14 protein-coding genes are annotated in these 14,495 nt (G+C 69.9%); 7 read left to right on the forward strand and 7 right to left on the reverse strand.

The genetic code is table 11. From position 1 onward, the window contains the following. Positions 1 to 37: 37 nt before the first annotated feature. Entirely contained in the window at positions 38 to 895 is an 858-nt protein-coding gene (locus AC1Z4A_RS13125) for a TIGR03619 family F420-dependent LLM class oxidoreductase (protein ID WP_483678510.1), read from the reverse strand. Between the two features lie 189 nt (positions 896 to 1,084). On the opposite strand from AC1Z4A_RS13125, the gene AC1Z4A_RS13130 reads away from it, so the two are divergent. From AC1Z4A_RS13130 to serC, 5 genes are all read left to right on the forward strand, one after another. Continuing rightward, positions 1,085 to 2,605 carry a CehA/McbA family metallohydrolase gene (locus AC1Z4A_RS13130; protein WP_483678511.1) on the forward strand — a complete coding sequence of 507 codons (1,521 nt, stop codon included), beginning with the start codon at positions 1,085 to 1,087 and terminating at the stop codon, positions 2,603 to 2,605. Positions 2,606 to 2,783: 178 nt separating this feature from the next. Further along, entirely contained in the window at positions 2,784 to 3,947 is a 1,164-nt protein-coding gene (locus AC1Z4A_RS13135; protein WP_483678512.1) for an amidohydrolase family protein, read from the forward strand. Further along, positions 3,947 to 4,594, forward strand: a complete 648-nt coding sequence (locus AC1Z4A_RS13140; RefSeq protein ID WP_483678514.1) for an O-methyltransferase — start codon at positions 3,947 to 3,949, stop codon at positions 4,592 to 4,594. Before AC1Z4A_RS13135 ends, AC1Z4A_RS13140 begins: the two co-directional genes overlap by 1 nt. Positions 4,595 to 4,675: 81 nt before the next feature. After that, positions 4,676 to 6,061 (forward strand): glutamate-cysteine ligase family protein, encoded by a 1,386-nt coding sequence (locus AC1Z4A_RS13145; RefSeq protein WP_483678516.1) that lies wholly within the window; start codon positions 4,676 to 4,678, stop codon positions 6,059 to 6,061. Position 6,062: 1 nt separating this feature from the next. After that, entirely contained in the window at positions 6,063 to 7,184 is a 1,122-nt protein-coding gene (gene serC, locus AC1Z4A_RS13150) for a 3-phosphoserine/phosphohydroxythreonine transaminase (protein WP_483678518.1), read from the forward strand. A gap of 24 nt (positions 7,185 to 7,208) precedes the next feature. Here serC and AC1Z4A_RS13155 read toward each other — a convergent pair whose 3' ends face one another. From AC1Z4A_RS13155 to AC1Z4A_RS13175, 5 genes are all read right to left on the reverse strand, one after another. Continuing rightward, positions 7,209 to 8,003, reverse strand: a complete 795-nt coding sequence (locus tag AC1Z4A_RS13155) for a methyltransferase domain-containing protein (RefSeq protein WP_483678520.1) — start codon at positions 8,001 to 8,003, stop codon at positions 7,209 to 7,211. Next, the gene (locus tag AC1Z4A_RS13160; protein ID WP_483678521.1) at positions 8,000 to 9,487 is read right to left on the reverse strand and encodes a class-II fumarase/aspartase family protein; all 1,488 of its coding nucleotides are present in this window, start codon (positions 9,485 to 9,487) and stop codon (positions 8,000 to 8,002) included. Before AC1Z4A_RS13160 ends, AC1Z4A_RS13155 begins: the two co-directional genes overlap by 4 nt. Before the next feature lie 67 nt (positions 9,488 to 9,554). Further along, on the reverse strand, positions 9,555 to 9,869 hold the full coding sequence (locus AC1Z4A_RS13165) for an AzlD domain-containing protein (protein WP_483678523.1): 315 nt from the start codon (positions 9,867 to 9,869) through the stop codon (positions 9,555 to 9,557). 6 nt (positions 9,870 to 9,875) lie between these two features. After that, positions 9,876 to 10,772 (reverse strand): AzlC family ABC transporter permease, encoded by an 897-nt coding sequence (locus AC1Z4A_RS13170; RefSeq protein WP_483678525.1) that lies wholly within the window; start codon positions 10,770 to 10,772, stop codon positions 9,876 to 9,878. A 12-nt stretch (positions 10,773 to 10,784) separates the two neighbouring features. After that, positions 10,785 to 11,351 (reverse strand): DUF6415 family natural product biosynthesis protein, encoded by a 567-nt coding sequence (locus tag AC1Z4A_RS13175; protein WP_483678527.1) that lies wholly within the window; start codon positions 11,349 to 11,351, stop codon positions 10,785 to 10,787. A gap of 278 nt (positions 11,352 to 11,629) precedes the next feature. Between AC1Z4A_RS13175 and AC1Z4A_RS13180 the strand changes: the two genes are divergently transcribed. Together AC1Z4A_RS13180 and AC1Z4A_RS13185 are read left to right on the forward strand one after the other, a co-directional pair. Beyond that, on the forward strand, positions 11,630 to 12,499 hold the full coding sequence (locus AC1Z4A_RS13180; protein ID WP_483678529.1) for a helix-turn-helix domain-containing protein: 870 nt from the start codon (positions 11,630 to 11,632) through the stop codon (positions 12,497 to 12,499). Further along, positions 12,492 to 12,722 carry a DUF397 domain-containing protein gene (locus AC1Z4A_RS13185; RefSeq protein ID WP_483678530.1) on the forward strand — a complete coding sequence of 77 codons (231 nt, stop codon included), beginning with the start codon at positions 12,492 to 12,494 and terminating at the stop codon, positions 12,720 to 12,722. Before AC1Z4A_RS13180 ends, AC1Z4A_RS13185 begins: the two co-directional genes overlap by 8 nt. 6 nt (positions 12,723 to 12,728) lie before the next feature. Here AC1Z4A_RS13185 and AC1Z4A_RS13190 read toward each other — a convergent pair whose 3' ends face one another. Then, a complete protein-coding gene (locus tag AC1Z4A_RS13190; protein WP_483678532.1) occupies positions 12,729 to 13,547 on the reverse strand; it encodes a helix-turn-helix domain-containing protein in 819 nt (272 codons plus the stop codon). Positions 13,548 to 14,495: the final 948 nt, after the last annotated feature.

Consider the following 14,495-nt stretch of genomic DNA (forward strand, 5'->3'; position numbering starts at 1 on the left):
CTCCGCAACGCCTGCCCCGCCACCCCCACCTGCGGCTCTACAGGAACTCCGCATGCGCGTCCAGCGCCCGCAGCACCTCCGACTCCGGCGCCGACGGCAGCCCCACCACGACCTCCTCGATGCCCAGGTCGGCGTAGTGCGCGAGCTTGCCCGCCGAGGGGTGCACGGCGTACGGCACGACCTCCGGCTCGCCCGGACGGCCCGCTTCCGTCCACGCCCGGCGCAGCTCGGGCAGCGTCTCCCGCAGGCCGCTGCCGCCCACCGGCATCCAGCCGTCCGCGTACTCCGCGACGTGCGCGAAGAGCTTCGGCCCGGCCGCGCCGCCGATCAGGGTGCGCGGCCCCCGCAGCGGCTCCGCGTCCTTGCGCTCGCGCGGCGGCCGGAGCGGCTTGGGGTGGGCCCAGCTGGCCTGGACGGAGGCGAATTCCCCCTCGTACGCCGTCGGTTCCGGGGCCCACAGGGCACGCATCAGGGCCATCCGGTCGCGCACCAGCGCGCGGCGCGTCCGCCACTCCACGCCGTGGTCGGCGCCCTCCTCCACGTTCCAGCCGAAGCCGATGCCGAAGGTGAACCGGCCGTCGCTGAGGAAGTCCAGCGTGGCGACCTGCTTGGCGAGGACGACCGGATCGTGCTGGGCCACCAGCGTCACGCCCGTGCCGATCTCGATCCGGTGGGTCACCGCCGCGGCCTGCGCCAGCGCGACGAACGGATCGAACGCCCGTCCGTACTCGGGGGGCAGCGGATCGCCGGCCGGGGCCGGGGTGGCGCGGCTGACCGGAATGTGCGTGTGCTGGGGCAGATAGAGCCCGGCGAAGCCGCGCTGCTCCAGCTCCCGGGCCAGCCGGACGGGGCTGATGGTCTCGTCGGTGAGGAAGACCGTGGTGGCGATGCGCATGCGGGGGCACCTCCGTCGTCGCGTGTGACCCACGGTATGCCCTGCGGGGCCGCTTTTCGCAGACCGTATCCCGGGCGTACATCTCCCGGGCGTACAAGGATGTCCCAGGGCACTGCGGAACCACCCGGCACCGATCCGACACCGATCGGCACCGACCCGGCAACCGACCGGCCACGCGAGGGGACCGACATGCTGCACCGGCGGAACGTACTCAAAATGACGGCTATCGCAGGAGCCACGAGTGTGCTTACGCTCGAAGGCGTGAGTTTCGCCCACGCCGACGGGCCCGAGAGAACCGACGGCGAAGAGACCCGCAAGGTCACCGGCCGGCTCCCGGCCGGTGCGCCGGACTTCGTCCACCTCCCCGTGGAAGTACCGCGCGGCGTCCGCGAGATCGCCGTCTCCTACAGCTACGACCGGCCCACCGTGCCGCCGGGCACCCAGGGCAACACCTGCGACATCGGCATCTTCGACGAGCGCGGCACCGAGCTGGGCGGCCGGGGCTTCCGCGGCTGGTCGGGCGGCGCCCGCACGGAGTTCGCCATCAGCGCCGAACGGGCCACGCCGGGCTATCTGGCCGGCCCCGTCCGCCCCGGCACCTGGCACATCGTCCTCGGCCCGTACACGGTGGCCCCGCAGGGCCTGGCGTACGAGGTCACGGTCACCCTGCGCTACGGCCGCCAGGGCGCCACGCCGAAGCCGGTGTACCCGCCGCAGCGCGCCCGCGGCCGGGGCCGGGCCTGGTACCGGGGCGACAACCACCTGCACAGCGTCTACTCCGACGGCCTGCGCACCCCGGCACAGATCGCCGCGGCGGCACGGGCCGCCGGGCTCGACTGGATCACCACGACGGAGCACAACACCACCTCCTCGCACGGCGCGTGGCAGGGCCTGTGGGGCGACGACCTGCTCATCCTCACGGGCGAGGAAGTGACGACGCGCAACGGCCACGTCGTGGCCCTCGGCACGGACCCGGGCGCGTTCATCGACTGGCGCTACCGCGCGAGAGACGACGCCTTCGGACGTTTCGCGCGCAGAATCCGGCAAACGGGCGGACTGGTCGTCCCGGCGCATCCGTACGGGACCTGCGTCGGCTGCAACTGGAAGTTCGGCTTCGACGAGGCCGACGCGGTGGAGGTGTGGAACGGCCCGTACACCCCGGACGACGAGATGGCCGTGGCGGCGTGGGACGCAATGCTGGTCGCATCGGCCCACGGGGACAGGCGCTGGCTGCCTGCCATGGGCAACAGCGACGCCCACCGCGAGCCGCAGGTGGTGGGCCTGCCGCAGACGGTCGTCCTGGCGGACGACCTGTCCCGCGACGCCCTGCTGACGGGCATCAGGGCGGGCCACAGCTGGATCGCGGAATCCTCGGCCGTCCACCTCTCCTTCACCGCGACCGGCGGCCACGGCGAACACGCGGGCATCGGCGAACGGCTGAGGGTCGACCGCGACGCGGAGGTGACGGTACGCCTGGAGGTGTCCGGGACGCCGGGCTGCTCGGCATCGTTCGTCACGGACCAGGGCCGCCTGTACGAAACGCCCCTGCCGGACTCGGGCTCCGGGGTGGTGGAGTGGCGCACGACGGCGTCGTACGCGGCGTACGTACGGGCGGAAGTGCGGCATGCGCCGACGGCGGGCTCAGGGCTCCCGGGGGCGATGGCGGCGATGACGAATCCGGTCTTCCTCGGACGGGACCGCTCCGGATGAGGACGGCCGCCGTGCGCCGGGTATGCGCCCCGGCACACCTCCAACGAGTGCAACAACTCTGTGTAGTTGCGCACCGTGTGCGGGCAGCCTCCTGAATGAGGCTTTGCGACTCCGCTGGTCTTTCCGGTGTCCGGAGCCTCACAGCCCGGCCTCGAAGGAGCCACACAAGGAGCCGCATATGGTCAGCCAGGGCGAGTACCCCGTCGTCGACGCCGACAGTCACATCGTGCTTCCCGACTCCGACGCCTGGTGGCGGGGAAGGCTCCCGGAGAAGTACGCCCCGTGGATGCCCAGGTATCAGGACGGCACGCTGACCGCGGAAGGGCGGGTCATCGAGCAACCCGCACCGACCTTCCACGGCCGCCCCATCCAGGCCGCCTGGTTCGGCAGCACCCAGGGAGCCACGTACACGCCGGGCAGCTGGATGCACGACGACCCGGCCACGCTGGAGGTGCTCGGTGCGCTCCGCCGCGGCGGCCTCGAACCGCAGGACCGGCTCGCCGCCATGGACCGGGAGGGGATCACCCTCGCGTACGTCTTCCCGTCCAAGGTGCTCGGCCTGCTCCCGGCCCTGCGCAGCTCCGCCTTCGCGTACGAGATCGTCAAGACGTACAACGACTGGGCCCTCTCCTACTGCGCCGAGGACCGCACCCGTCTGTACGCGGTGGCCGCCCTGCCGCAGCACGACGTGGTCCTGGCCGTGGAAGAGGCGCGCCGGATGCTGGACCAGGGCGTCCGCACGGTCATCCTCCGCCCCAACACGGTGGCCGGCACCAACGTCGACGACCCGGTGTACGAGGCCCTCTGGGAGTTCTGCGAACGCAACGGCATCGCGGTCTGCTTCCACGAAGGCTTCGGCGTCGCCCGCATCCCCCGCATCGGCACCGAGCGCACCCACGACACCATGCAGGGCCACCTGGTCAGCCACACCTTCGAGCACATGACCGCGGTGATGCTGCTCATCACGGGTGGGGTCATGGAGCGGTTCCCCGGTCTGAACTTCGCCTTCATGGAGAGCGGTGCCGGGTGGGCGCCGTTCTGGCTGAACCGGATGGACGACCACGTCGAGCAGTTCGCCAAGGACCGGCCTCCGCTGCCCGAGCGGCCCAGCACCTACTTCAAGCGCCAGTGCTACCTCGGGATCGAACCGGAGGACCCGCTGCTGCCCATGCTGATCGAGCAGGGCCTCGAGGAGAACCTGCTGTTCGCCAGCGACTTCCCGCACTTCGACGCCAAGTTCCCCGGCGCCGTCACCTCGCTGACCGACCGGGGCGACATCGGGGAATCGGTGAAGCGCAAGCTCCTGTGCGACAACGCCCGCCGATTCTTCGGGATCACGTGATGCGGCCGACAGGCCCGGAGACCGACCCCCGGTTCCTGTCCGTGCTGCGCGAGCTGGAGGCGCGTTCCCGCAAGGAACAGGCCGAGCTGGAGGCGTTGCGCACCGCAGGCGGCAGTGCACTGCGCGACCGGGCCGGCTCCTTCATGCTGGACGTCGGTCCCGAGGTCGGCCTGCTGCTGAACACCCTGGTGCGGGCGACCGGCGCCCGGACGGTCGTGGAGATCGGCGGCTCGGTCGGCTACTCCACACTGTGGCTCGCCGAGGCGGTGCGGGCGACCGGCGGACGCCTCCACTCCATCGAGCCCGACACCGCGAAGCAGGCCGAGCAGCGGGCCAATGTGGCGGCAGCGGGTCTGGACGCGGTGGTCGAGCTGACCACGGTCGAGGCGCCGACGCTGCTGCCCGGCCTCCCCGGCCCGGTGGATCTCGTGCTGCTGGACCATTGGAAGGAACTCTACGTACGGGACTTCGACGCCTGCTGGCCGGCGCTGCGGACGGGCGGCCTGGTGGTGGCCGACAACATCCTGGTTCCCCGGAAGAACGCCGAGGTCATCGCCCGGTACCGGCGGCACGTCGGCCTGGTGCCGGATGCCCAGAGCCAGACACTGGCAGTGGGCGACGGTATTGAAATCACTACAAAGCGTTAATCCTCTCCCGGCGTCGAGCGGTGGCCGGAATCTGCCTCTAGCGTTTCCAGCGTCATCGCCGCCGCGTGTGAGGGCTGGGTCATGAAGATCGGTATCGAATCCGAGCTGCCGGTGGTCGACCGTCTGGGGGAGGCCGCCGACAGCAAAGCGGTGCAGGCGCTGTTCCGGCGGATCGCCGGGCGGCCGGACTTCACCGCGTACCACGACGCCACCAGCGGAACGCTCGTCGGCGCCACGGCGCGGAGAAGCAACGGGACCCTGGCCGTGGGGAACGACTACGGCATCTGCACGGTGGAAATGGCCCTGCCCCCGGAGGAGGGCTTCGCCCCGGCCAAGACGGCGTGGAACGAAGCCCTCGACTCGCTGGTCCTCCCCGCCATGAAGGCCGAGGGCCTGTCGCCCCTGGCCCACGGCTGCCAGGTGATCACCGAGACCCTCGGGGGCCCGTACCTGGCGGACAAGGCCCACTACAAGCTGTGGCTGGCCCAGGCCGAACGCCACCCGGGGCACTATGCCGCCGATGCCTGGCCGGGCTTCGCGGCCGTCCAGTTCAACGTCGACGTACCGCTGCCCCGCGTGGTCGACGTCTGCAACACGCTGATCAAGATGACCCCGCTGCTCTACGCGTGGGGCGCCAACTCGGCTGTCTTCGGAGGCAGGGTGCAGCCCTGGTACTCGCTGCGCCTGCGCGGGTACATGGAACTGGCCGATTCCAACCCGTTCTTCGCCCACCGGCTGCACTTCCCCCGCCGCCTGTACGGCAGTCCGGCCGACTACATGCAGCAGGCATGGTCACTGCCGATCTTCGAGATCGACCGCGAGGGCATGATCTACAGCCCGGTGGACCGGGAGTTGACCACCGCGCAGTTCGCGGCGGCCGGTGATGCCGATTTCGTCGACATGAACGGCGTCAAGTGCTCCCTCCGCTGCACCCCGGCCGACCTGGCCACCGGCCTGGTCTTCTACTGGCCCGCGGTGCGGGTGAGGCTGCAGCTCGACGAATCCTGCACCGTCGAGGAGATCCTCCGCGCCGTGGCCGCCGGCCGCCCCGAGGCGGTGCTCCGCGACGGCGGGCGGGGGACCTTCGTCGAGATCCGCCACCTGCCGACGATGGACCGGGCGGAGACCTTCTCCTGGCTGGCGATGCTGCTGGGCTGGCTCGGCGACATCGAACGGTGCCGGGACCTGTTCGGCGGCTGGACGCTCGAGGACGCCCGGACCGCGGCTGCCGAGGTCCAGACCCTCGGCTGGCAGGCCGGCGTCGCAGGAGTCCCCCTCGTCGCATGGGGCCGCCAGGCCCTCGACCTGGCGTCCGCATCACTGCACCGGGAGCCCGTCGCACCGGCCGACGAGCTGACGCCACTGGCCCGGCGCCTCCGCGACCGCACGAGTCCGGCGACCGACGCCGTCGCGTGCGTGCGCACCGAGGGAATCGAGGCGTTCCTGGAGAAACTGAGGATGTGCTGAGGTGACACCGCGCCCCGCTCCCGCCACCCCGCCGTCACGGCGGGCGTACAACTTCTGCGCGGGACCCGCGACACTGCCCCGGGCCGTGGCCCGGCGGATACGCGAGGAGTTCGGGGCGCATGCCGGGGACGGTGCATCGATCATCGAGATCAGCCACAAGAGCCGCAGGTTCGCCGAGGTCCTCGGGACCACCACCGCCCTGTTCCGCCGGCTGTGCGGGCTCCCGGACGACTACCACCTGCTCTTCGTGCACGGCGGCGCCCGCATGCAGTGCGCCGCCGTCCCGCTCAACCTGATCGGGCGGTCCCCGGCCCGCACGGCCGGTTACGTCGTGACCGGCCTGTTCGCCCGGCAGGCGCTGCGGGAGGGGGCCCGCTACGGCACCGCCCTGACCGTCGCCACCAGCGAGCCCACCGGTTTCGACCGTATCCCCGAGGTGGCCCCCGGGGACTGCCCCGCGCAGGCCGCATTCCTCCACCTGACCAGCAACAACACCGTGTACGGCACCCGGTGGAACGACTTCCCGGAGAACTGCCCGGCTCCGCTGGTGGTGGACGCCACCAGCGACATCCTCTCCCGGCGGCTGGACCACACACGGTTCGGCATCACCTACGCCGGGTTCCAGAAGAACCTCGGCCCGTCGAGTGCGGCCCTGGTGATCGTCCGGGACGACCTGCTCGGCCATGCCCTGCCGCAGACTCCGCGGCTCCTGGACTACGCGGTCTACGCCGGGACCGGTTCGCTCGACAACACCCCCAACACCTTCGCCGTGTTCGTGATGTCCCTCGTCCTGGAGTGGGTCCGGGACCAGGGCGGCCTCGCCGCGGTCGAGAGGACGAATCTCGCGAAGGCACGCCTGCTCTACCGGGAACTCGACCGTTCGGGCTTCTACCGTCCCACGGCGCACCCCGACCACCGCTCGGTCACGAACGTCGTCTTCCGGCTCGCCGACGAGTCGCTCACGGACGCCTTCCTGGCGCGTGCCCATGCGGAGGGCCTCCTGGGCCTCGCCGGGCACCGCACTGTCGGCGGAGTACGGGCGTCGGTCTACAACGGCATGCCCGAGGACGGCGTCCGGGCGCTGGCCGGCTTCCTGCGCGAGTTCGAGCGCGTCCGCGGCTGACGGCCCGGCCGCTTCCGGTGTCCCTCAGGCCCCGGGACGTACCACGGTGAACACGTAGCGCCCCAGGCTGAAGAAGTACCGCCCGGCCGCGGCCAGCTCCCGCAGCTCCCGGCTCCACGCCGTGGTCTGCTCCGGATCGGCCCCGGGGTGGCCCGCCAGGAACGCCTCGATGAATCCGATCTGCCAGTGGCTGTAGGCCTGCCGGTGACATGCACGGTTGAGGAACGTCAGCGTGGTCAGGCTCTCCTCGTGGAAACCGGCCTCGCGGAGCATCGGTCCGAGCCGTTGCGGGAGTCGGGGATGGGCCACATGGTCGTCCCACAGCTCCAGGATCCGGCGCATCCGGGGACGGTCGGAGGAGTGCCACACCAGTGAGTCCCAGTCGGTGTCCAGGATCACGGCGCGGCCGCCCGGCCGCAGCACGCGGTGGAGTTCCGCCAGTGCCCGCCCGATGTCCTCGACGTACTCGTAGACCTGTACCGAGACCGCCGCGTCGAACGTCGCGTCCGGAAACGGGATCTCCTCGCAGCGCCCGAGCCCCAGGCGCACCCGTCCGTCGGGGGTCGCACACCGCCGGCGCGCCAGCGCCAGCATGGACTCGCTGATGTCGATGCCGCAGACCTTGCCGTCCGGGCCGACCCGGTCCGCGATCTCCGAGGTGAGATAGCCGGGCCCGCAGCCGACGTCCAGGACGTGGTCCCCGGGGGCGAGCGCGAGCTGCCGCCGCACGTGCTCCCGCTGCATCAGCATCTCCGGGGTGTGCGCCTCGACGTCGGCTTCGGTCGCACGATCACCGTCGAAGCGCAGCAGCTCCGTCATGACGGCGCTCCTTCTGCTTCCGCCGAGTCGGCGGATCGCCGTTTGCCGGACGATTCCCGTGCGGCCGCCAGCCAGAGCCGTGCCTCGCGTACCGATCTGTCGGTCAACTCCGGGGACTCTCCCACGTAACGGGCGGGGTCCAGCAGTTCGTCCAGCTCGGTGGCCGAGATCCGGGAGCTGACGTCCTCGCGCTCCAGAAGGCAGACGCGCAGCGAGCGGTCGTCGCTGCGGGCGCGCTGGCTGGCCTCGTACACCAGCGTGTGCGCGCTCTGCCGGCCGATGGCTCCCGCCAGGGACAGCATCACTGCCTCGGTGCAGATGGACTCGGCCGATGCGCGGGCGTGCTCGGCCATCCGGTTGCCGTGCACCTCCAGTCCGGCCAGGACCTCACCGAGGATGCCCAGAGCGGCCAGGGTGTAGTGCGAGACGTCGGCGACCGCGACCCATTCCATCCGCAGGGCACGGGAGTCGCGTTCGTGCTCCTGCACCATGCACTCCATGGCGAGCGCGGCATTGGACCTGGCCAGCCGGGCCAGCAGCACGACCTGCGCGGAGCGCTCGGGATTGCGCTTGTGCGGCATGGTGCTGCTGCCCACCCGTCCGTACGACCAGCCCTCGGACACCTCGCCGATCTCCGGCCGCGAAAGGACCCGGATCTCGTCGGCGATCCGGGCCAGCGTCCCGGCGACCATGGCCAGGGTGGTGCCGAACTCCGCCACACGGTCGCGGGCGACGTGCCACCCGACCACGGGCACGCCGAGTCCCAGCTGCCCGGCGAAGACGGCCAGCAGCTCGCGCCCCCGCCCGCCGAAGCCGGCCATGGTTCCTACCCCGCCGCACAGCTGCGCGACCAGCACCCGTTCCCGCATCTGCGCCAGTCGTCCGCCATGGCGGACCAGCTCGTCGAGCCAGCCCGCCACCTTCAGCCCGAAGGTGGTCGGGAGCGCCGGCTGACCGTGCGTACGCCCCACCATCAGGCTGCACCGGTGCCGTTCGGCCAGCTCGCTCAGGCGCTCCACCAGGGCGGCGATGCCGGACTCCACCTCGTCCAGCACGTCCCTCATCTCCAGGGACTGCGCCGTGTCCTGGATGTCCTGAGTGGTGGCGCCCAGGTGGATCATCTCCCCCGCACCGTCCCCGCAGGCCGCTTCGAGGCCGCGCAGCAACGGCACCAGCGAGTGCCCGGTGCGCCGGAACTCGGGGGCGAGGGAGGCGAGATCGATACGGCCCGGTTCGCAGGCCCGGGCCACCTGCTCGGCGGTACCCCGGGAGACCATCCCGAGTTTCTCCTGGCTCGCGGCCAGTGCGACCTCGACCTGGAGCCACCGCTGCAGACGGCACACGTCACAGAAGATCCGGCGGCTGGCCGCAGTGGCGTATCCCCCGCCGTGGAAAAGCGAATCGGCGACATGCCCGCGTTCATGGCCGCACCGTACCGCCGTACGATCGACCGGAATTCCGTCCCGACATCGAGAAGCGTCCATGATTCCTCATGGTCCTCGGGTTCCGGAGCGGTCCCAATAGAACACGTGCCATTCAACCCAATTGGCGTCACCAGTGCGGCCAGAGGTCATTGACGATCACATACACCAGGCATCCGGCGAGCACGCTGATCAGCAGCGGTGTACGCCGGACGGCGGCGGCCACGACCACGACGGTGCCGAGCATCGCGGCAGGCGGGGGCATCACCAGCTCTTTCCCGACCACCGAAGTGATCGCCAGAACGAGCAGTACGGCAAGGGGGACTTGCCGCATCCATCCGGTTCCGGTCAGCCGGTGGCTCAGGGACGTGGTCCCGGCGAGCCGCATCAGGCAGGTGCCGAGCCCCGTGAGGAGGACGGCCGTCAGGACCCCGATCGTGTCCACGTGATCTCACTCCTGCCCGTCGGGACCGGCTGCGTCGGCTGTCGTCGCCAGATTCCAGCGGCGGTCCGCCGCTGCCAGCAGCACGGCCGTCGCGACCATCGCCACCAACTCCGCGAACGGCCCGGCCGGGTGGGCGGCGAGGACGATCACCACTCCCGCGACGGTCACCCACGTCCGGTGCCTGAGCTCGATGGATCTCAGTGCGTCGACAGCCAGCGCGATGAACAGCGCGGGAAGGGCGAACGCCGTCCAGCTCTCGGGAATGACCGGCCCCACGGCGGCCCCGCACGCCGTTCCCGCGACCCAGGCGACCCAGCACGACACATGGATTCCGTAGTAGAAGCCGACCGGCGCACCGGGCCGCTGCAGGTCCAGGGCGAAGGCTTCGTCGGTGAGGGTCTGGCCGAGGGCCAAGGGGTGCAACCGGTTCCGCTCACCGACCCGGTGGAAGATCGGAGCCACCGCGAGACTCATGGGCACGTGCCGCAGATTGACCACGAGCATGCCCAGCGCGGCCAGCAGGGGAGGCTGTCCCAGGGCGAGGGCCTGCAGGCCGGCCATCTGCGCGGCGCCCGCGTAGACCCAGGCAGACATCAGAACGGACAGCCACAGGGGCATCCCGGCCCGGGTGGCGATGGCACCGAACGCCGCGGCGACGGGAAGGTAGCCCATGGCCGCCCCGGCCGAATAACCGATCCCCTGAACGAAGGGGCTCTTGCCCAGTCTGCGCGGCCCCGGCTTCATTTCACGGATACGTGCGTGGATATATACACGGACACTTTGGATACTTACGCCGAACGCGGAGTCTTCGGCATCGCGCATCCGGCTTCGCTCGAACATTTCGAGCCCTTCCTGTCGCGCCATGTTCATGAAGCTGTAGGGGCGGACGGTCTCAGGCTCCACATTATGCCGATTTCAGTGGACTGAGAGACGGTGATCGGCGAGGTAGGTGTTGGCTCGCCGCATTCCGGCCCAGTCCTGCGACAGCTCTGCCTCATGGCGCTCTTTGACGAACCCGAGGCACGCGGGACAGGTTTCGGTCGGGGGCAGGACCAGGACGCGCGGGCCTCCCGTTCCGGCCATGGCGACAACGTGGCCGCCGTCTCCCTTAGGTTGCAGCTGCCGCTGGTGGTGGAGGAGGTCTTCGGCTGCGCGCCCGAGGCTTCTGGCGAAGGTGATCGCCGAGGCGTAGCCGTCACCGGGGCCGAGCCCCAGCCGGTGGCGGGCTTCCTTGACCACTGCGAGCGCGTCCTGACGCGCCGGGTCTTCCGGGGGCCGGGTAAGGGCCGCGGCCTCGACGTCGTAGGCCACCGCTTGGATATACGCGCGGAGTCGGGTGGTCACGGCCTTTGCCCGCTCGGGCGTGGGCAGGCGGCGTTCCATCGCGGTGGCTTCGCGGATCACGTCTTCGATCGGGCCGATGGGCCGCGGCGGCTCGGTGGCGAAGCGGCCGATGTTGGCGGTTCGGGGGAAGAAGGGCATGGCGGGTCCTTGGGGGGGTGGGTGGGGTTCCAGCCGGTTGGACCTGCTGGCTCAACCACGGTCGCGCAGCCAATTCTTTCGCCGCAAGCTGCACCGAGGAACTCGGGAAAAATGGCATATGACGGATCCGGGCATGGCCGCCACCGACGGGAACTGAAGCTGGAAGACTGTCAACTGGCCTCGCTCAAGGGGCAACAGGCGCATGGCGAGCACCAACAGGGAAGCGTCGAAGCGGTACAGAGGCACGCCGAGGGGTACAGCTTCAGAAGGGCTCAACAGTGGCAGCACGACGTGGTCCAACGTTCCGCCGGAGGGAACTGGGCAAGGAACTCCGACGCCTGCGAGAGAGGAAAGGCATCACAACCAAGGAGGCGGCAGACGCCATCGAAAGCTCGGACACCAAGATCAATCGGGTCGAGTCCGGACACAACCAGCTGCCGCGCGTGCGGGACCTCGAAGACCTGCTCGACTTCTACGGTGTCACCGATCGAAAAGATCGCGAGCACATCCTGATGCTCCACCGCGAATCGCTCAGCGCCGGGTGGTACCGCCCGTACCAAAACGTCCTTCCTTCTGGACAGCTGCTGTACATCGGACTCGAATCAGACGCCGTCTCGATGCGCGCATGGCACCCTCAGGTCGTCTTCGCGCTGCTGCAGACGGAGAATTACGCGCGGGCCATGTTCATGGCAGCCAAGCCAGTGGATGAACGAACAACCGAATTCGTCGAGACGAACGTAGCCCTGCGCATGACGCGGAAAGAACTCCTTCACAAGACCGATCCGATTGAGCTTCGCGTCATCCTGGATGAGGCGGCACTTCGGCGCGTGATCGGAAGTCCCGCCATCATGCGCGAACAGTACGAAGAGATCGAGAAGCTGGCTTCACTCGATCACGTGACTGTCCAGATCATTCCGCAGAGTCTCCCCACGTACCGCACCAGCGACAGCTTCACACTCCTGGACTTCGAGCCTGGCTACGAACCCGTAGTAGCACAGGACAGCCCGCCGGTCTTGACGGTGTCAGACAAGCAGCGTGAAGTCTGGAAGTACACACGGAAGTTCGACGCGATGCGCGAAGGCGCCCTGGCGCCAGTGAAGACGGCAGACTTCCTTCACCGACTGGCAAGAGAGATCGATGATGCCTAACGCACAGGCGAGAGCACTTGAGCTGGCTGCCGAAGGCATATGGTTCAAGTCCTCTTACAGTGACGAGCAAATGGGCGCGGGTTGTATCTCCGTCGCGCCCCTGCCCGCGCACGTGGCCGTCCGCGACTCGAAGCGGAAGAACGGCCCCGCCTTCATGGTGCCGACCGCCAGCTGGACGTCGTTCGTCCGCGGGATCCAGTCAGGCCGCCTCGGCCAGTACTGACGACCGCTACGCCACCGCCACCTCGCGGCAATCCCGGCACCGCCCCGGCCCGTCCGACCGGAAGGCCCGTTCGCAGCCGTCACACGTCTGGAACGGCAACGGCCGTTCAGGCTCCGGCTCGACCGGCCTCCCGGCCGGCAACGCGGGCGGCAGCCAGTTCGCGAGGCGGTAGGCGAGCAGCCGGGCGGGCCAGGCAATGGGGTCGATCGGGAGATCAGCCGTCACCGTGCGCACGATCTGCGCGGGCCCCACGCCCCGGTCGAGCCAGGCACGGACGGCGGGCGCGAGGCAGCGGACGTCCTTCTCGGACAGGAGCAGCCTGGGATCGCGGCGGCGCAGCCCGGCGAGCAGCTCGGCGGCGGGTTCGTCGACGGGCGGCAGCGGCTGCGGGGGCTCGGAGGGGCGTTCGGGCGCAGGCTCGGGCTCGGGGCGCGGCTTGACGATGTCGACGCGCTTGTCCGGGTCGGGAGCGCCGGGATACTCGTACCAGCGGGTCACGGTCACGACCCGGCCACCCTCGATCCGGACCCGTTCACGCTCCAAGTAGCCCGCTTCCTCAAGCTCCCTGAGCCCGCGGGCAATGGCGATCTCGCCTTCGTGGTGGAGGCGGGCGAGGTCCTTGATGGCGACGGTCGCACCGTCGGGGAGCGACTGCACGTGGACGCCGATGCCGATCGCGACGAATGACAGGTCGGGGTGCTGAGCGAGGTGGTTGCCGACGACGGTGAAGTGGGACTTGTGCCGGTACCGGATGTGGTGCACTCCGGCTCGCGGCGTCTCGGCACGCGCGGAGGCGTGCGCGCCGCTAGACTGCGTGTCAGTCATTGGGAAGGTGTCGCTTCCTGGATGATCAGGCCCTCGGCCGGGATGCCAGTCCCACCGGGGGCCGTCGTCTGTTTTGGGGTTGTTGGCGCGACCGTACCGCGCCGTTCGCCCGGTCTGCCACGGCTATCACCTGATGGAGTGACACGCGCCGGGTTGGGTTGGTATCGGTTCTCTCCCCCGTTCTTTAACGGGGCGTCGCGCCCGACCAGTTCGCGGCCCACCGGGACCTGGAAACCTCGATCCGGTGGGGTCGGCCGCATGGCGGAGGGGCAGGGTTGCGCGGCGTACCGACCCGCACTCGGGTTGACCGTTTCCGCTGGATGACGCCGCCCTCGGGCGATACGCTGCAGACACGATGTACATCCCCGGCCGGGACCTGCGGGGGCGCATCAGCCAGAGGCGCTCGCGCGACATCGCGAAACCCGCCACCAGGGGCGTGGTGACGGGCTTCTTCGGAAGGATCAATGTTGTAGATCCCCCGCCAGTTTGTTTGGCGGGGGCCTACAACATGTGCCTCACCTCCAGCCACCGCTGAACGACCGCCTTCACTATCGCCGCCACTATGGCGACGATGAGATGGAGCAGCCAGCGGAGCAGGCCCCTTGAGGGAGCACGATCCTTCTTCTTGCAGTGACGGCCCAATTCATGCGCCGTTCTTCCAGGTGGGCGTGGCCCACAGCGGTCGGGCTCTCCAGTCGGAGAGCCCGGCCATGGGCGCGGCCGCTCCCGGCGAACCGGGTGCCGCGCCCCAGTCAGGCTCCCCGGAGGGGATGGCCGACCGGCCGCAGACTCCCGGACAGACGGGCACGTCAAGGCGTCACTGGCGCGACTCTATAGGCACGATCGCACCAACTTCGCGCGAAATCCGAGAAGTTCACCCCGTGCGGGAGACCACTGGGGCATCCATCCCGGTTCGGGCACCTTCCAGCGAGGCCACCGGTCTTGCAC

The sequence above is a fragment of the Streptomyces sp. 17_S59 genome (genome assembly GCF_056930295.1).